The sequence below is a fragment of the Micromonospora sp. R77 genome (assembly GCF_022747945.1).
GTDB lineage: Bacteria > Actinomycetota > Actinomycetes > Mycobacteriales > Micromonosporaceae > Micromonospora.
In genome coordinates, this window is sequence record NZ_JALDST010000001.1 from 1,295,787 (window position 1) to 1,313,379 (window position 17,593).

General features: G+C 72.4%; 13 protein-coding genes. 7 read left to right on the forward strand and 6 right to left on the reverse strand.

Translation table 11 applies throughout. From position 1 onward, the window contains the following. Positions 1-58: 58 nt before the first annotated feature. Together MRQ36_RS05785 and MRQ36_RS05790 are read right to left on the reverse strand one after the other, a co-directional pair. The gene (locus tag MRQ36_RS05785; RefSeq protein WP_242793508.1) at positions 59-868 is read right to left on the reverse strand and encodes an ABC transporter permease; all 810 of its coding nucleotides are present in this window, start codon (positions 866-868) and stop codon (positions 59-61) included. Between the two features lie 12 nt (positions 869-880). Then, positions 881-1,675 carry an ABC transporter permease gene (locus MRQ36_RS05790; protein ID WP_242793510.1) on the reverse strand — a complete coding sequence of 265 codons (795 nt, stop codon included), beginning with the start codon at positions 1,673-1,675 and terminating at the stop codon, positions 881-883. 631 nt (positions 1,676-2,306) lie between these two features. On the opposite strand from MRQ36_RS05790, the gene MRQ36_RS33840 reads away from it, so the two are divergent. After that, positions 2,307-4,043 carry a lamin tail domain-containing protein gene (locus MRQ36_RS33840; RefSeq protein WP_242793512.1) on the forward strand — a complete coding sequence of 579 codons (1,737 nt, stop codon included), beginning with the start codon at positions 2,307-2,309 and terminating at the stop codon, positions 4,041-4,043. Beyond that, on the forward strand, positions 4,040-4,618 hold the full coding sequence (locus MRQ36_RS05800) for an SH3 domain-containing protein (RefSeq protein ID WP_242793514.1): 579 nt from the start codon (positions 4,040-4,042) through the stop codon (positions 4,616-4,618). Before MRQ36_RS33840 ends, MRQ36_RS05800 begins: the two co-directional genes overlap by 4 nt. A gap of 851 nt (positions 4,619-5,469) precedes the next feature. Here MRQ36_RS05800 and MRQ36_RS05805 read toward each other — a convergent pair. Beyond that, on the reverse strand, positions 5,470-6,528 hold the full coding sequence (locus MRQ36_RS05805; protein WP_242793516.1) for an IS110 family transposase: 1,059 nt from the start codon (positions 6,526-6,528) through the stop codon (positions 5,470-5,472). 236 nt (positions 6,529-6,764) lie between these two features. Continuing rightward, positions 6,765-7,697, reverse strand: coding sequence for an ABC transporter ATP-binding protein (locus MRQ36_RS05810; protein ID WP_242793518.1), 933 nt, complete (start codon positions 7,695-7,697; stop codon positions 6,765-6,767). Between the two features lie 346 nt (positions 7,698-8,043). Here MRQ36_RS05810 and MRQ36_RS05815 point away from each other — a divergent pair, with 346 nt between their 5' ends. The 5 genes from MRQ36_RS05815 (at position 8,044) to MRQ36_RS05835 (ending at position 15,124) form a co-directional block, all read left to right on the forward strand. Next, on the forward strand, positions 8,044-10,242 hold the full coding sequence (locus tag MRQ36_RS05815; RefSeq protein WP_242793520.1) for a TRAP transporter fused permease subunit: 2,199 nt from the start codon (positions 8,044-8,046) through the stop codon (positions 10,240-10,242). Next, positions 10,239-11,258 carry a TAXI family TRAP transporter solute-binding subunit gene (locus MRQ36_RS05820; RefSeq protein ID WP_242793522.1) on the forward strand — a complete coding sequence of 340 codons (1,020 nt, stop codon included), beginning with the start codon at positions 10,239-10,241 and terminating at the stop codon, positions 11,256-11,258. Before MRQ36_RS05815 ends, MRQ36_RS05820 begins: the two co-directional genes overlap by 4 nt. Before the next feature lie 64 nt (positions 11,259-11,322). After that, positions 11,323-13,767 carry a sensor histidine kinase gene (locus MRQ36_RS05825; protein WP_242793524.1) on the forward strand — a complete coding sequence of 815 codons (2,445 nt, stop codon included), beginning with the start codon at positions 11,323-11,325 and terminating at the stop codon, positions 13,765-13,767. After that, on the forward strand, positions 13,764-14,156 hold the full coding sequence (locus MRQ36_RS05830) for a roadblock/LC7 domain-containing protein (RefSeq protein ID WP_242793526.1): 393 nt from the start codon (positions 13,764-13,766) through the stop codon (positions 14,154-14,156). Before MRQ36_RS05825 ends, MRQ36_RS05830 begins: the two co-directional genes overlap by 4 nt. Beyond that, positions 14,153-15,124 carry a TAXI family TRAP transporter solute-binding subunit gene (locus MRQ36_RS05835; protein WP_242793528.1) on the forward strand — a complete coding sequence of 324 codons (972 nt, stop codon included), beginning with the start codon at positions 14,153-14,155 and terminating at the stop codon, positions 15,122-15,124. The genes MRQ36_RS05830 and MRQ36_RS05835 overlap by 4 nt, the downstream gene beginning before the upstream one ends. Before the next feature lie 3 nt (positions 15,125-15,127). On the opposite strand, the gene MRQ36_RS05840 is transcribed toward MRQ36_RS05835, so the two are convergent. After that, the gene (locus tag MRQ36_RS05840; protein ID WP_242793530.1) at positions 15,128-15,664 is read right to left on the reverse strand and encodes a hypothetical protein; all 537 of its coding nucleotides are present in this window, start codon (positions 15,662-15,664) and stop codon (positions 15,128-15,130) included. Beyond that, positions 15,664-17,535 (reverse strand): DNA primase, encoded by a 1,872-nt coding sequence (gene dnaG, locus MRQ36_RS05845; RefSeq protein ID WP_242800859.1) that lies wholly within the window; start codon positions 17,533-17,535, stop codon positions 15,664-15,666. Before dnaG ends, MRQ36_RS05840 begins: the two co-directional genes overlap by 1 nt. Positions 17,536-17,593: the final 58 nt, after the last annotated feature.

Here is a 17,593-nt window from a genome sequence, read left to right on the forward strand (position 1 = left end):
CTCCCTCGTCATCGTCGTCACCCCTGGACATGCCCCGGGCGAGCCGACGGATAACCACCTACTTGTAGAGCAGCCGCCCCATCCGTCGGCCGGCCACCACGAGACCGAACGCCGTCATGAGCAGCAGGTATGCCACGTCGATCAGCCACGACCAGTCGGCCACGCCGACCGAGACGCCGCGGATCAGGTGCACCGAGCGGTAGAGCGGGCTCGCCTCGACCATCCAGCGCAGCAGCGCCGGGTAGGCCTGGGCCGGGACGAAGGTGCCGGAGAAGAGGAAGAGGGTGAACTGGGCCGAGCCCATCAGGTCGAAGTCCTGCCAGCTGCGCATGAAGGTGGCGACCGCCATGCCGAGCGCGCCGAAGGCGAAGCCGACCAGCACCGCCGCCGGGAACGCGGTCAGCGCCCGCCCCGCGCTGGTCAGGTCCATGGCGACCATCACCACCAGGAACGCCGCCGAGTAGAGACTGCCCCGGATCATCGCCCAGCCCAGCTCACCGAGGGCGATCTCGAACGGCTGCACCGGGGTGGCGATGACCCCGTCGTACAGCTTCATGTACTTCATCTTCCCGAAGAAGTTGAAGGTGGTCTCCGCCAGCGCGCCGGTCATCGCCGACGACGCCAGCATCGCCGGGGCCACGAATGCGGCGTACGAGACGAGCTGACCGCCGGGAAGGGCGAGGTCGCCGACCAGCGCACCCACCCCGACGCCGATGGAGAAGAGATAGAGCACCGGCTCCAGGAAGCCGGAGATGAACACCAGCCAGTACGCGCTGCGCAGCGACGTGAAGTTGCGCTCGGCCACCGAGGCCGACCGCCGGGGCGCCCCCTCGAAGCTGACCAGCCGGGGCAGGACGAGACCGACCACGACACCCCTCCCCTAGACGACGAGCGTGCGACGGAACACGTGCCGGGCCAGCAGCCAGCCGGCCGCGGCCCAGGCGGTGAGATAGAGCAGGTGCCCGACGACCGACCACTGCGGCGGCACCCCGAGCGCCGCCGCCCGGCACAGGTCGACCCCGTGCCAGAGCGGGGTCGCCCAGGCCAGCCAGCGCAGCCCTGTCGGCAGCGACTCGACCGGGAAGAACACCCCGGCGAAGAGCGTCATCGGGATGACCGCGAAGCGGAACAGCAGAGCCAGATAGCTGTCGCTGGGCACCCAGGCGCTGAACGCGAAGGTGGGCAGGGTCACCGCGACGGTGAGCAGCAGCACCACCGGCAGGGCGACCATCGCCCACGGCGAGCGCAGCGCCCCGAACAACGCCGTCACCACCAGGAACGCGACCGTGCTGGTGAGCACCCGGAACAGCACAAAGGCGAGGTGACCGCCCACGATGTCGCCGACCCGGAGCGGGGCCGCGGCCTGCGCGAAGTAGGTCTTGATCCAGCGCACGTTGCTGTGCACCGGCCAGGTCGCCTCGCCGATCGCCACCTGCAGCGCCGTCGAGGCGAGCAGGCCGGGCACCAGCCAGTCGAGGTAGCGCACACCGCCGACGCCCTGGTCCACGTAGGCGCCGACACCGAGCCCGAAGCCGAGCACGGTGAGCACCGGCAACAGGAACGACGAGAAGACGCTCGCCCGCCAGGTGCGCCGGTAGCCGGTCAGGTAGTGCGCGAGCACCGCCAGCGCCGGCACCCGGGGCAGCGCCGGCCGGGTCCGCTCCGCCACGCTCATCTCGCCCTCCCCCGCTCCGCGCCCACTCCGGCCTTCCTACCCAAGGGGTACGACAAGGCCGGCGGCCACCCTACGGCCGGCGCCCCGGTCGTGTCGCCACGGTTTCCACCGCCTGCGCCGACGGCGACCGGTCGGCGGGGGCGTTGCTGTCGGACGGTCGTACTAGCCTCGGGCTGACTCCGGGCAGCCGACCGGTTGCGGAGCGCGGAGAGCAGCAGGGGGGCGAGCATGAGCGACACCGAACCGCAGACCGCTGACGGGAAGGTGCTCTGGCACTTCACCATGTCACTGGACGGTTTCGTGGCGGGGCCCGGCACGAGATGGACTGGATGACCGGCATCTCGGTCCGGCCGGGCCTGATCGACGAGTACGTCCCCCGGCACGACGGCACCGCTCCGCAGGGGCTGACCGAGCGCTTCGTGACCTGGGCCAGCGCCCGGTGATCCGTCCATGCCGCAGCAGCCGGGACACCGGGTGCCGGCGGGACCGCCGGGTGTGAGCGGCGAGGGAGTCGCCGTCCGGTCGTTACCGATCCGACACCCGGCAATCGCGCTATCGATGTCTGTCACTGCGAGTGTCCGGTCCCGACGCGAACCATCGCGTCGCACACCGGGTACCTCGGAGGCCAACAGTGCGTCGTCCCCGTCCCGTTCCGCTGCTGGCAGCGGGGCTCCTGCTCGCGGCCACCGCCGCGCTCGTCACCCCGCCCGCAGCGTCCGCCGCCGTGGCGGACGCGCCGCACTGCTCGACCGCCGGCACCTGGCGGCAGGGCGAGTTCAACATCTACTGGTTCGACGTGGAGCAGGGCGACTCGCAGCTCATCGTCGGCCCGACCGGCCGGACCATGCTGGTCGACCTCGGTGAGACGGCCTTCAACTCCACCACGAACACCAACGCGACGAAGGTGGCCGCGCAGATCCGCGCCGTCTGCGGAATCGCGGCGGGCCCGGTGCACCTGGACTACGTGCTGGCCTCCCACCACCACCTCGACCACATCGGATACGCAGCCAACCCCAACGACACCACGAAGTACGGCAACGGCCTGTACCAGCTGCTCGCCCCGACCGCGAGTGGCGGTCTCGGCTTCACCGTCGGCGCCCTCTACGACCACGACGGCGGGGTCTGGTCGGACGCCAACGGCGACGGTGACTGCGACCCGGGCACCTCCACCACGCCGAGCAACGAGGTCGCCTACCACAACGCGGGCACCACCTCGACCACCGCCGTCCGCTGGATGTGCTGGCTGTACGGCCCCGCGGCGCAGGCCGACCGGGCGAACATCGCCGGCAAGGTCCAGCGGATCACCAACAGCACCGCCTGGCCCACTTTCGACCTCGGCACCGGGGTCACCTCGGCCGTGGTCGAGGCGAACGGCAAGGACATCAAGCAGGCCGACGGGGTGACCACGGTCAGCGGCAACCACACGGCCGACGCCAGCCCACCCAGCGAGAACGACTACTCGATCGGCGTCCGCACGGCCTTCGGGCCGTTCGTCTACGCCACCGCCGGGGACAGCGACGGCGAGTGGACGACCAGCGCCAACGGCTACACCTACAACAACATCGAGGCGCTGCTCGCCACGAAGATGGGCGCGGTCAACGCGCTGCGGGCCAACCACCACGGTTCGGCGCACTCGTCGTCCGACACCTATCTGAAGGCGACCACCCCCCAGGTCGGCTTCATCTCCTGCGGAGCGAACTCCTACGGCCACCCGGGTAACCGGACCCTGGACGCGTTCCGGGCGGTCGGCGCGGACATCTACCTCGCCAACGACCCGTGCGACACCACCGACACCACCGGCGCGGCGATCGACTACTCCGGCACCTTCAACCACGACGGCACCGTGCACCTGTTCACTACCGGCGGCGGCACCGGTTTCACCGTCACGTACGACGCGGGCAGCCGTACCTACACCACCCGGACCGGCGGCGGCACCGGCGGAACCGGCGGGGACCCGACGAAGGTGAAGGTCAACGAGGTGCTGATGGCCCCGTCCGGCACCGGCTCGGAGTGGGTGGAGCTCTACAACCCGACCACCTCGCCCGTCGACCTCGGCGGCCTGTACGTGGACGACGTGGCCGGTGGCGGCGGCTCGCCCCGGCAGATCCCGGCCGGCACCACCATCCCGGCCGGTGGGCGCTGGGTGATGGACATCCCGAGCGGCTTCCTGAACAACACGGGCGCCGAGTCGGTCCGGTTCCTGAAGATCGCCGGCGGCGTGGAGACGGTCTACGACACCTACTCCTGGTCGCTCGGCTCCACCCAGTACGACAAGGTCTTCCATCGTGCCGGTGACGGTGGCACCTGGTGCGGCACCATCTCCGCCGCCGTCACGAAGGGCACCGCCAACCCCACCACCTGCCCGTGACGCCCCGGAAGAAGGGCACGCTGGCCGGCGCGGCTCTGCTGCTGGCCCTCGCCGGCACGACGGCGGGCATCGGCGGCGGGGCGGCCTCCGCGCGGCCGGGACCGGTCGCCACCGGGGACGGCCGGCTGGTCCTGGTCAGCGGGCGGGACGACCACGGCTTGCTCGCCGACGAGCGGGTGACCCTGCGGGACCGACCGGCGGCCGACGGGACCGGGACGGGACGGGTGCCGGACGGCACCCTCGCCCGGGTGGAGGAGGTACGCGGCACCTGGCTGCGGATCCGGACCGTGGAGGGGCCACCGACGCGGGGCTGGCTGGACGACTTCTTCCTGCGGGGCGGGGTGCACCTGGTGGGTCCGCCGCCGACCTGCTCGGTGCCGTTCGACGGCGGGACGCTGCCGGCGGGCGAGCAGGCGGTCGTGCTCGACCTGCGGGCGGCCCGGGTCAAGGTGCGGATCAACCGCACCGGGGCGACGGACTGGGTGGACCGGACCGTGGTCCGGGAGATCCCGCCCGACCGGTGCGCGCCGATCGGCCGGGACGAGCCCGTCGGCGACCACGAGCACCACCACTGACCGCGCGGCCGGCCCGGCGCCGCTGGCGCCGGCCCGGTGCCCGGCCCCCGTCGCTGCGGCACGGTGGCGCCATCGGAACGACCGAGAACCACGCGGGGGTCGGTGAACCATGCCGCATCACGGAGCGTCACCATCTCCGCGCCCGCCCGGCAGCGGTTCCATTCCCTTTGCTCTGCAGCCTTCCACGCAGCAGACACCCAGCGTGGACTGCTGCGTATAGGGCTGCAGAGCAAAGGGGACAGTGGGTGGTATGGCCGACGGGCGGGGGCTCGGCGCAAAAGACCAGCTCATCGGCATTTTCAAGGCCCAACTGATCGGGAGAGGCCGGTGAGCCGGCGATCGCCCGTCGCTACTCTACGTGGCATAGCTCCGAACAGCCCGGGACATCACGCTCGGTCAGCAGCGGAACAGGAGTCGATCAGCCAACGGCAGGTCGGCGGTGCCGTGCCGTCAGCGGTCGGGGCGTTGCAGCGGCGATCCGGAGGCATCAGGAGTGGCGGGTGGCCGCCACGGCCGGGCGGACAGCGGCGGGCCGCAGCCGCAGCTGGGCGGACAGCGGCGAACGGCAGCGGCAGGCGGGCAGACAGCGGCAGGCCGGCGGACATCGGCAGCGACGGGAGGGCAGAGGGAGGGTGGGATCGGCGCCACAGCGACCGTGGCCGATACCGACCGGCATGCGCCCGCAACGGGACGCGTGCCGGGGTGCGCCGGCAACGGGACGCGTGCCGGGGTGCGCCGGCAACGGGACGCGTGCCGGGGTGCGCCGGCAACGGGACGCGTGCCGGGGTGCACCGGCACATCGGACCCGCGCCGGACGGCGGGCGACGGTGCGGTGGATGCTCCTATGGATGTCAAGGGGTGTGGAGAGCGGCGAAGTCGGCGAGGAGGGCGGTGTGGATCTCGCGGACGACGTATCGCTTGAGGCACCGCATGATCTCTTTCTTGCCGAGGCCTTGTTTGGTGCGTTTGTCGACGTAGGTGCGGGTGCGCAGGTCGTAGCGCATCCGGCTGAGCACGATGGTGTGCAGGGCGTTGTTCGCGGCTCTGTCACCGCCGCGGTTGAGGCGGTGGCGGTTGGTGCGTCCGCTGCTGGCGGGTATCGGGGCGACGCCGCAGAGGTGGGCCAGGGCTGCTTCGGAGCGGAGCCGGTCGGGGTTGTCGCCGGCGGTGGTCAGCAGTTGCCCCGCGACCTCCGGTCCTGCGCCGAACAGGCGGCTCAGGGCCGGTGCGGTCCGGGCAACGGCGGGGCGTATCCGTCGATCGGCGTGGGCGATCTCGGCGTTGAGCGCGGTGATCCGGGCGGCGATCGAGGCGAGAGCGGCGTTCGTGGCGTGGACCGGGTCGGTGAGTGCGGACTCATCGACCCGGAGATCGACGCATCGTTGGACGAGCGCGGGACCGGTGAGGCCGGCCAGATCCTCCCTCAGTGTGTCCGGCGCGGAGGTAATGAGGCCGTGGAGCTGGTTGAGGGCTGCGGTGCGGGCCTTGACCGCGCCGCAGCGGGCCACCCGCAGGACACGGATCGCCTCGACCGGCCCGGTGCGGGTCTTCGGGACGCCAGTGGCCTGCCCCGACAGGGCCGCGCGGGCGGCGGCGAGGGCATCGATCGGGTCGGACTTGCCCTTACTCCGACGGGTCTTGCGGTCAGGGCGGTCGATCTCGATGACGGTGATGCCCGACGCGCTCAGGTGACGTGCCAGGCCAGCGCCGTAGGCGCCGGTGCCCTCCACCCCGACCTTGACCACCCGGCCGAAGGTGCGCAGCCAGCGCAGCAACTGCTGATATCCGGCTGCGGTGGCCGGGAACTGCTGATCACCGAGCACCCGACCCGCCTGGTCGACCGCAGCGGCGTGATGAGTCTTGCCGTGGGTATCAACCCCACCCGTGACCTGGCGCTTCTTGGCTGTCATCCTGGAACCGTCGTCCCTTTCGCTTGCACCGACAGGGTCGGCACGCACTCGCCGGGACGGGCGGACAGGACAGTGACGGGGCCTCTTGCACAGGCTCCTATCAGGTCACGACGCCCCTGCCAGTGACGTGCAGGACGGGGTCACCCGGAACCGGTCGACGAATCCACAGCAGGACAGCATCGTCGGTCAGTCGGTGAGTCAGACCAGACCGGGTGACCCCACCTACATCCTCACTGTCAGTCGACCAGGGTGCGGCCGGTGAGGTGCAGGAAGACGTCTTCCAGGCTGCTGCGTCGGACCAGCACTCCGGCCGGGACCAGACCGCGCGCGGTGACCTGGTCGACGGCGGCGTCGCCGTCGGAGACGTAGAGCAGGACGCGGTCGGGCAGCACCTCGACCCGCTCGCCCAGGCCGTCGAGCTTGCCGGCGAAGGGCTCCTGCGACTCGGCGGCGAAGCGCAGCTCCACCACCTCGCGGGTGGAGTGCTCCTCGATCAGCGCCCGGGGCGAGCCCTCGGCGACGATCCGGCCGCCGTCCATCACCACGAGACGGTCGCAGAGCTGCTCGGCCTCGTCCATGTAGTGCGTGGTGAGCACCAGCGTGACGCCCTGCTGCTTGAGTCGGAACAACCGCTCCCAGACCAGATGGCGGGCCTGCGGGTCGAGCCCGGTGGTCGGCTCGTCGAGCAGCACGATCTCGGGATTGTTGACCAGCGATCTCGCGATCGTCAGACGGCGCTTCATGCCGCCGGAGAGCGGCTCGACCTTGCTGTCGGCCCGCTCGGCGAGCTGGACGAAGTCGAGCAGCTCGGCGGCGCGCTCCCGCGCCACCCGGCGCGGAATGCCGAAGTAGCGCGCGTAGGTGGTGAGGTTCTCCCGGACGGTCAGCTCGGGGTCGAGGTTGTCCAGCTGGGGGCAGACGCCCAGCCGGGCCCGGATGGCGGTGCCCTCGCGCACCGGGTCCATGCCGAGGATGCGCAGCTCACCACCGGTGGGCGGCGAGATGCACCCGATCATCCGCATGGTGGAGGACTTGCCTGCGCCGTTCGGGCCGAGAAAGCCGAACGCCTCGCCGGGCCGCACCTCGACGTCGATGCCGTCGACGGCGGTGAAGTCGCCGAACCGCTTCACCAGCCCCCGCGCCCGGATGAGTGGTTGCGCTGTGGTCACCGACCGACCCTAACCGGGGGCACCGACACCATCGACCGATAAACCCGGGACCTGCGGCGGCATCTCCACTACGCAGAGCTATCACGGTTACGCATCGTGATCTGCGGTCCGGCCGCCGGGCCGTCCCGTCACGACTGATTGCCGTGGGGCAAGCGCCCCCATAGTGGACAGATCGTTTTCGGACGCCGCCGAAACGGCCACAGCCGCTCGGCAACACCCGCAAATATAGTGAAAATTGTTTCAGTATTGCCGTGCGCTGAGTAGTTGAGGACACATTTCCGTGACTTAGCGGAATCATTGCCGGCAATGTTCCATGGCGTACCTGATTCGCGTATCGTGCCCCCTCGTGTCATCCGTTCGGAACGGCCCCTCGGTGCCGCTGCCACCCGAGGACGAGGCGGTCGCCGACCCGTCCTGGGCCGACGACGGGCCCAGCCACCCGCACCACGACCCTCGCGAACTCGCCGCCCGTTTCGAGGACGAGAAACCGGGGCGCACGCTCTCCGGGCCGGTCGGGATCGTCGTCACTGCGGCGACCGTGGGGATCGCGCTCCTCGCCCTCAGGCAGGTCTTCTTCCCGCTCGCCCAGGGCAGCAAGTACTACCTGATCATTTTCCTGGCCGGGGTGCTGCCGGTGGTGTTCCTGGCGTACCCGGCGGATCTGCCGATCCCCCGCCGGGCCCGCACGGAGGACCACACGGAGGGCCGCGCCGGGGACCGCGCGCCGGCGGACGGTACGGCCGACCGGCCAGCCGGCGGGCCGACGGTGGTCGACTGGGTGCTGGCCGCCGCCGCCCTGGTCAGCTGCCTCTACCCGGTGCTGCCGGTCGCCCTCGGCTCCGGCGGCGGCGGGTACGACGCCTTCCTCGACCGGCAGGGCCTGCTGGTCCCGCTGGACGTGGCCATGGGCACGGTGCTGCTGCTCCTGCTGCTGGAGGCGTGCCGGCGCACCACCGGTTGGATCCTGCCCGCCGTCTGCCTGCTCTTCCTGGCCTACGGCTACTACGGCGGGCTGCTGCCGCAGTCCTGGCCGGTGGCCCACGCCGGGCTCGACTTCGACCAACTCGTCGACGCCTTCTACAACTCCGACAGTGGTTTCTACGGCACCCCGCTCGACGTCGCCGCGTCGTACATCGTGCTCTTCACGATCTATGGTGCGGTGCTCGACCTCTCGGGCGCGGGCCGGTTCTTCGTGGAGCTCTCCGCCGCCGCCTTCCGGCGCTCCCGGACCGCCGCGGGCCGCACCGCCGTCGCCTCCGGCTTCCTGCTCGGCACCGTCTCCGGCTCGGGTGCCGCGACGACGGTGAGCATCGGGGCGGTCACCTGGCCCATTCTGCGCCGCGCCGGCTACCCGGCGGAACGGGCCGGCGGCATGCTGGCCGCCGCCGGCGTGGGCGCGATCCTCTCCCCGCCCACACTGGGCGCGGCGGCCTTCATCATCGCCGAGTACCTCGGCGTCTCCTACCTCCAGGTGCTCGGCTGGGCGACCGTCCCGACGATCCTGTACTACCTGGGCATCCTGCTCTCGGTGGAGATCGACGCCCGGCGCTCCGGGGTACGGCCGGTGGTGATCGACACCGGTTCGGCGTGGCGGCTGCTCGGCCGTTTCGGCTACCACTTCCTCTCGCTGATCGTGATCGTCGTGGTGCTCGCGGTCGGCGCGTCCGCGACGAAGGCGGTGGTGATCGCCACCGTCCTCGCCGCGGCACTGTCGTTCCTGGACCGTCGGCACCGACTCACCCCCCGCCGGCTGGTCGCCGCGCTCGGCAACGGCGTACGCGGGGTGCTCGCGGTGAGCGCGGTCTGCGCGGCGGCGGGCATCATCACCGCGACGACCACCAAGACCGGGCTCGGCCCGCAGGCCGCCGCGCTGCTGGTCGGTGGGGCCCGGACGGTGAGCGCCGAACCGGCGGTGGTGCTCGCGCTCACCGCGCTCCTCGCCGCCGTCGCGCTGAGCCTGCTCGGGCTCGCCGTACCGGTCACCGCGTCCTTCGTGATCGGTTGGGTGATCATCGGGCCGGCGCTGCTCGACCTCGGCGTCGCCGCACCCGCCGCGGCCATGTTCGTCTTCTACTTCGCGGTGCTGTCCGAGGTCTCCCCACCGACCGCACTCGCCGCGGTGGCCGCCGCCGCGGTGACCGGCGGCCGGCTGGTGCCGACCATGTGGCAGACCCTGCGGTACGCGCTGCCCGCGTACCTCATCCCGATCGCCTTCGTCATCACCCCGGCCGGCCTGGGGTTGCTCGGCATCGGCGGCCCGGTGCGGATCGCGGTCGCCGGGGTGGTCGGGGCGCTCGGCGTCGCCGTGCTGGCCGTGGCCGCCGGCGGCTGGCTGCCCGGCGTAGGCCCGGCCGGCGTGCCGGAACGGCTGCTCGGCGCGTTCGCCGGGGTGACGCTGCTCTGGCTCGAACCCGTGCCCGTCGCCGTCGGCGCGCTCGCCGCCGCCGTGATGGTCGCGGGCGTGCTCGTACGACGCGGATCCGCCGGCCGGGCCGGCGGACCGTCGGCAGGACAACCGGTGCACCATGGGGAGGAGACACAGTGAGACGGATCAACGTGCGGATCGCCGCGGGCGCGGGTGTGCTGGCCCTCGTCGCGGCCGGCGCCGCCGGATGCGGGGGCCGTCAGGACGGCGCGGCCAAGGACGACGCCGCGAGCGAGATCACCTGCAAGGTCACCAAGGACACCCGGGTCGGCATCGCCACCGGCAACGCCACCGGCGTCTACTACGTCGTCGGCAACGCCCTGGCCGGTCAGCTCTCCGGTGCCACCGGCGGCAAGCTCACCGGCACCGCCGCCGAGACCGGCGCCTCCGTGCAGAACATCGAACAGCTCGTCGGCGGCCAGTACGACGTCGCCTTCTCGCTCTTCGACACCGCGGTCAACGCGGTCCAGGGCAAGGGCAGCTTCACCGCGCCACAGCCGGTGGAGGCCCTCGCCCGGATCTACGACAACTACACCCAGGTCGTGGTCCGCTCCGACGCCGGCATCAGCTCGGTCGCCGACATGAAGGGCAAGAAGATCTCCACCGGCTCGCCCAAGTCCGGTACCGAGGTCATCGCCAACCGGCTGCTCACCGCCGCCGGCCTGGACCCGGCGAAGGACGTCCAGGCCCAACGGCTGGACCTGGCGAAGACCGTGGACGGGATGAAGGACGGCAGCATCGACGGCTTCTTCTGGTCCGGCGGCGTCCCGACCGGCGGGGTGACCGACCTGTTCACCACCGCCGGCGACAAGGTGAAGTTCCTCGACATCAGCCCGCTGCTGCCGAAGATGACCGAGCTGAACCCCGCCTACCAGGCCGGGACCATCAAGTCGGACGTCTACCGGACGGCGGCGGACACCCCGACCATCGTGGTGCCGAACGTGCTGTTGGTCCGCAAGGACCTCGACGCCAACGTGGCCTGCGCGATCACCCGGACCGTCTTCGACAAGAAGGACGCGCTGGCCCAGGCGAACCCGGCCGCGAAGGGCATCGCCCTGGAGAACGCCCGCAAGACCGACCCGGTGCCGCTGCACCGGGGCGCGGCGAAGGCGTTGCAGGACCTCGGCGCGAGCTGACCCAGCGGTGCCGGGCCCGGACAGACCCCGGGCCCGGCACCTCCGACCCCCACCGGGAGACCCCGTGCCGCTCCCCGCACCCGCCCGCGTACGCCGGCACCACCGGCCGACGAACGCCACCGACCAGCTCCGGTCGGTCCGGACCCAGCTGCTCGCCCCGATCCTGGTGGCGACCGTCGGGCTGATCGTGCTGGGCGTCCCCCAGACCGGGACCGCCCTCGACGCGTCCGCCGACGCCGACCGGGCCCGGGTGCTGGCCGGTACCGCCACCGCCACCGTCCGCCTCGTGCACGAGCTGGAACGGGAACTCGGCGAGACGGCGGCCCTGCGTCAACGGGGCGGCACGTCCGGCCGGCCGCTGGTGGACGCGCAGCGCCTGCGGGTGGACACCGCCGTCGACCGGTACCGCTCGGCCAGCCGAGCGGCCCGTGGGGCGGCACCGGACCTGTCCCGGGTGCTGGAGGACGCGGACGGGCAGCTCGGCCGGCTCGACCCCACCAGGAACCTGGCGCTGGTCGCGGAGACCGCCGACCCCGCGTACGGGTCCATGGTGGAGTCGCTGCTGGCGGTGGCCGACGCGCTGCCGGCCCAGCTGCGCGACGCCGACCTGGCCAACGGGGCCCGCGAGGTGGCCGCGGTGGCGGCGCAGGAACACCTGGCCGCGCTGGAACGGGACCGGCTCCGCACCATCTTCGTGCGGGGCACCCTCGCCGCCGGGGACCTGACCCGGCTCGGTGAGCTGCGGGGCGCCCGGGAACAGCGGCGGGCCGAGTTCTCCCGGATCGCCACCGGACCGGCCGCCGCAGCCTGGTCCCGCCTGGTGACCGGGCCCGACGTGACCGCCGCCGAGCGGCTGCGTGACGCCGCGCTCGCCGCCGAGAGCGCGCCGGCCGGGCTGCGGACCGACCCGGACGCCTGGTACGTCGCGCAGAGCGGGGCCATCCGCCGCTACAACCTGCTCGGCCGGGAACTCTCCGAGGACCTCGACCGGGACGCCGTCGAGCTGGCGCGTACCGCCCGGCAGCGGGCCCTGCTCACCGCCGGCGCGACCACCACGGTCGCGCTCGCCTCGCTGCTCACCGCGATCCTGCTGGCGGTACGGACCAGCCGGCGGCTGCACCGGCTGCGGGTCGCCGCGCTCACCATGGCGCACCGGGAACTGCCGGAACGGATCACCGCGATCGCGGCCGGGGAGAGCGGCCCCGGCGAGGGCTCGGCGACCCGGATCACCGCCGGGATCCGCCGGGGCCGGGACGAGGTGGGACAGGTCGCCGAGGCGTTCGACACGGTGAACCGGGCCGCGCTGCGGCTGGCCGGTGAACAGGCCGAGCTGCGGCTGGACGTGACCCGGATGGCGGAGGCGCTGGCCCGGCGGATCCGTACGCTGATCACCCGCCAGCTGCGGCTGCTCGACGAGTTCGAACGGGAGGAGACCGACCCGGAGGCGCTGGCCCGGCTGTTCGCGCTGGACCACCTGGCCGCCCGGATGCGGCGCAACGGCGAGAACCTGCTGGTCCTGGCCGGCGGCGAGCCGGGACGCGGACACGAGGGCGCGCACCTGCTCGCCGACGTGGTCCGGGCCGCCGCCGCCGAGATCGAGGAGTACCTCCGGGTGGAGGTGGCGGTGCCGCTGGCGGCGGTGCACGGCACGGCGGTGGGCAACCTGGTGCACCTGCTGGCCGAGTTGCTGGAGAACGCCACCCTCTACTCGCCGCCGCACACGCCGGTGCTGGTGGACGGTCGCCGTACCGTCGACGGGCTCACGCTGCGCGTGCACGACCAGGGCATCGGCATCAGCGCCAGCCGGCTCGCCGTGATCAACGAGCGGCTGGCCGCGCCGGCCGTGCTCTCCAGCGCCGCCGCCGGCAGCATGGGGCTGCACGTGGTGGCCCACCTGGCGGCCCGGCTCGGGGTGCGGGTGCAGCTGCACGACACCGGCAGCGGCACGGTCGCCCAGGTGGAGGTGCCCGAGGCGGTGCTGACCCGGGTCGACTCGGTGTCCCGCAGTCCCGCCCCGGTCGGACGGCGTCCCGTCGCCGCCGCGGCGGCCCCCTGGTTCCGCCCCCGCGCCGAGGCCACCACGGGCCCGTCCACCGGTCCGGGGCCGTCCCGCGACCTGGTGGCCACCGCACCCGACCCGGGCAGCCTGCACCGGACGGCCACCGTCACCCTGCCGCCCGGCGTACCGGCCGCGCGCACCGGCACGGTCCGGGGCACCGCCCGGGTGGCCGGTTCCCCGCCGGCCGGGCCGGCCCCGGCCGGTCACCCCGTCCCGACCGCCGGAACGCGCCCGCCGGCCGGGCCGGCTCCGGTCACCCAGGCCGGCCTGCCCCGCCGGACCCGGGGCGGTCAACTGCCCGCCCCGCTGCACGAGATGCCGCCGTCGCGGCCCACGGACGACCTGCTCGACCCCGAGGTGGTGCGGGCCCGGCTGTCCGCGCTCGCCGAGGGTGTCGCCACCGCGATGCGGCGTACCCCGCCCACCACACCACCCGGGAGATCCGAATGACCCCCTCCGTCAGCACCGGCCTCGACTGGCTCCTGGCGAACTTCGCCGAGCAGGTGCCGGACGTGTCGCACGCCCTGGCCGTCTCCGGCGACGGGCTGCGGCTGGCCGCGTCGCCCGATCTGTCGACCGACCAGGTCGACCAGCTCGCCGCCGTGATCAGCGGTCTGGCCAGCCTCACCGTGGGTGCCGCCCGGCTGATGTCGGCCGGCCGGGTACGCCAGCAGATCGTCGACATGGACGGCGGGGTGCTGCTGGTGATGGCGGTCGGCGAGCGGGCGCTGGTCGGGGTGCTCGCCGCGCCGGGCTGCGACCTCGGGCAGATCGGCTACGAGACGGCGATGCTCGTCCAGCGGGTGGCGGAGGCGCTGGAACCGGCGGTCCGGGCGTGACGCGTCGCCCGTCGCGACTGCTGGCCGCCCTGCTGGTGGCCGTCCTCGCGGCGACCGGCTGCGGTGCACCGGACCGGGGGCCGCGGGCCTGGCACGAGGGCCGCATCTTCCTGGCCACCGGCAACACCACCGGCGTCTACTACCAGCTCGGCGGCGGCTACGCGGACGTGATCAGCCGGCACCTGCCCGGGTACGAGGCGCGGGCCGAGCCGACCGGTGCCTCGGTGGAGAACATCAACCGGCTGGTCAGCGGCGACATGGAGATCGGCTTCAGCCTGGCCGACACGGCGGCGGACGCGATCGCCGGGCGCGGCGCGTTCGCCGGCCAGCCGCAGCCGGTCCGGGCGCTGGCCCGGGTCTACACCAACTACACCCACGTGATCGTGCGGAACGACGCGAAGATCAGGAACTTCGCCGAGCTGCGCGGCAAGCGGGTCTCCACCGGTTCCCCGAAGTCCGGCACGGACATCATCGCGGGGCGGCTGCTGACCGCGTCCGGGATGGACCCGGACCGGGACGTCCGGCGGTTCACGCTCTCCCTGCCGGAGACGGTCAAGCGGATGCGGGCAGGGACGCTGGACGCGATGTTCTTCTCCGGTGGCCTGCCCACCCCCGGCGTCAAGGACCTGCTCTCCAGCGCGCCCGGGAAGTTCCAGCTGCTGCCCGTCGCCGACCTGATCGACCCGCTCACCGCCCGCTACGGCTCGGTCTACACCACCGCGCCGCTGCCCAAGGAGGTCTACGGCACGGCGGTCGGCACCCCCACGGTGACGGTGGCGAACGTGATCCTGGTGAACGCGGACATGCCCGAACAACTCGCGTACGACCTGACCCGGTTGCTCTTCACCTATCAGGGCGACCTGGTCAAGGTGCACCCGGAGGGGGCGAACTTCACCCGGGAGAGCGGAGCGTTCACCGGACCGATCCCGCTGCACCCGGGCGCGGCCCGGTACTACAAGCGGTACTGAGGCTCAGACGTCGGCGGGCGTGGTGGCGGTGCGGGCGGCGGCGACCAGCCGGTCGGTCTCGGCGGCCACCGCCTCGTCGTCGGCGGGCGTGCCCGGGTCGTAGCGGACCGTCCAGGTCAGCCCGTCGGCGCCGGGCACCCGGCGGGCCGCGATCCGGCCCGCGCCGCCGGGCACCGGGTGGTGTCGGGTGTACGCCACCGAGCGGGTCACCCGGGCGCGCACCTGGTGCGGCAGCTCGCCCGGGTCGAGCAGCAGGTAGGTCTCGGCCGGGCAGTCGGCGACCACCCGGTAGCCGTCGCGCTCCGCGACGGACTCGGCCGGGGTGACGCTGAGTTCGCGCCCGGACCAGACCGCCTTGAGGATGTCGTGCCAGCCGAGCCGGTCCGCCCGGCCGGGCAGCCAGAGCCCGAGGTTGCTGGCGACCACCACGCCGTCGCCCTCACCGTTGCCGGCGGCGGCCCAGGCCAGCACCCGCTCGTCGGCGCCGAGCGGCGGCCGGGCGGCGGGCGGCAGCTTCGGCCGGCGGTGGAACAGTCCCATCACAGCCCTCCCGCAGCCTGATCGCCAAGTGCCCGCGCATGCTGCTCCAGCGAGAGCAGTTCCCCGAAGAGCGCGAAGTACTCGTCCTTGTTGCTGACCGGGTTCAGCCGTTGTAGCTTCGACTTGACTTCGCGGATACGGGCAGTTACTGAACCACGTTGGAGACGTGCCAACTGGATCGCGACGTACCTGGGGTCCGGTTCGCCGTCCAGGCGAAGGGGCTCGACCGAAAGCTCGCTTACCAGGGCTTGAGCTGCGAGGTCCTCACAGGCATCGCGAACCTTCTCGATCCAGACAGCACCACTCGTGCCGCCGGAGGCCCCACCGGCTGCGGCAATGGCGGTGCGCACCGATGCGTGGAGCGGGTGGCGGTACTCAGCGGCTTCTACCGCATCAAACATCGGCCCAGCAAGGGCAGGCTCCTGGAGAGCAAGCTTCAGTGCTTCGCGCTCGACCCTAGATTGCGGGCTGTCGACCGTCGGCACGCTCTGACCGGTCCGCACGACCGGGGCTGCGCCCTTGCTGGGCGCTGCGGTCCCAGCGGCGCGCACTGCCCGTTGCACCACATCAATTTCCATACCGAGAAGGTCCTCGGCGAGCCTACGGCCGTACCCCTCGCGCTTCTCACGGTCCTTGATACTGGCTACGAGCGGGGCAGCACGATGCATGGCTTCAACGCGGCCGTCGACAGTGTCGAGATTGAATCGACTGACAACGTGACGAAGTGCGAAATCGACAAGCGGTTCGCGGCGGGCGACCAGGTCGCGGACGGCCAGATCGCCCTTGGCCAGGCGCAGGTCGCAGGGATCCATGTTGTCCGGGCTGACCGCGATGAACGTACGCCCGACGAAGCGCTGGTCGTCCTCGAAGGCACGCAGCGCGGCCTTCTGCCCGGCCGCGTCCCCGTCGAAGGTGAAGATGATCTCCCCTGCTACCTCGTCGCTGTCAAACAACAGCCGACGCAGGACAGCGATGTGGTCGGAGCCGAACGCCGTGCCGCAGGTCGCCACCGCGGTCGGCACCCCGGCCAGGTGGCAGGCCATCACGTCGGTGTAGCCCTCGACGACGACCACCTTGCCCTGCTTGGCGATCTCCCGCTTGGCCTGGTCGATGCCGTAGAGGACGTGCGACTTCTTGTAGATCGGCGTCTCGGGGGTGTTCAGGTATTTCGGGCCGTCGTCGTCGGCGAAGAGCTTGCGCGCGCCGAACCCGATCACGTCACCGGTGAGGTCGCGGATCGGCCACATCAGCCGGCGGCGGAACCGGTCGATCAGGGTGCCGGAGCGGGACGGCCGGGACAGCCCGCCGGTGACCAGCTCGTCGTGGGTGAAGCCCTGCTGGCGCAGGTGCTTGGTGAGCAGGTCCCAGGCGTCGGGCGCGAACCCGCAGCCGTAGCGCTCGGCGGCGGCCCGGTCGAAGCCGCGCTGGGCGAGGAACTCCCGGGCCGGGCGGGCACCGGCGGTGCCGAGCTGGGCCCGGTAGAACTCGACGGCGGCGGCGTGCGCGGCCACCAGCCGCTGCCGCTGCCCCTGCTGCGGCCGGGTACGCGGCGCGGCGGTGTCGTTCTCCACGTACCGCAGCTGGATGCCGGCGCGGGCGGCGAGCCGCTCGACGGACTCCACGAAGCTCAGGTGCTCGGCGTCCATCAGGAACTTGATCGCGTCGCCGCCGGCCCCGCAGCCGAAGCAGTACCACACGTTGCGGGCGGGCGAGACGTTGAACGACGGGCTCTTCTCGTCGTGGAACGGGCAGAGCCCCTTGAGGTTGCCGCCGCCGGCCGACTTCAGGGTGACCGTGTCGGAGATGACCTCCGCGATGGAGGTGCGCTCGCGGACCAGCGCGATGTCCTCGTCCCGGATCCGCCCCGCCATCTGCGCCACCACCTCCGGCGTACATCCTGCCCTGCCGGACCGACGATCCGGCGCCCGG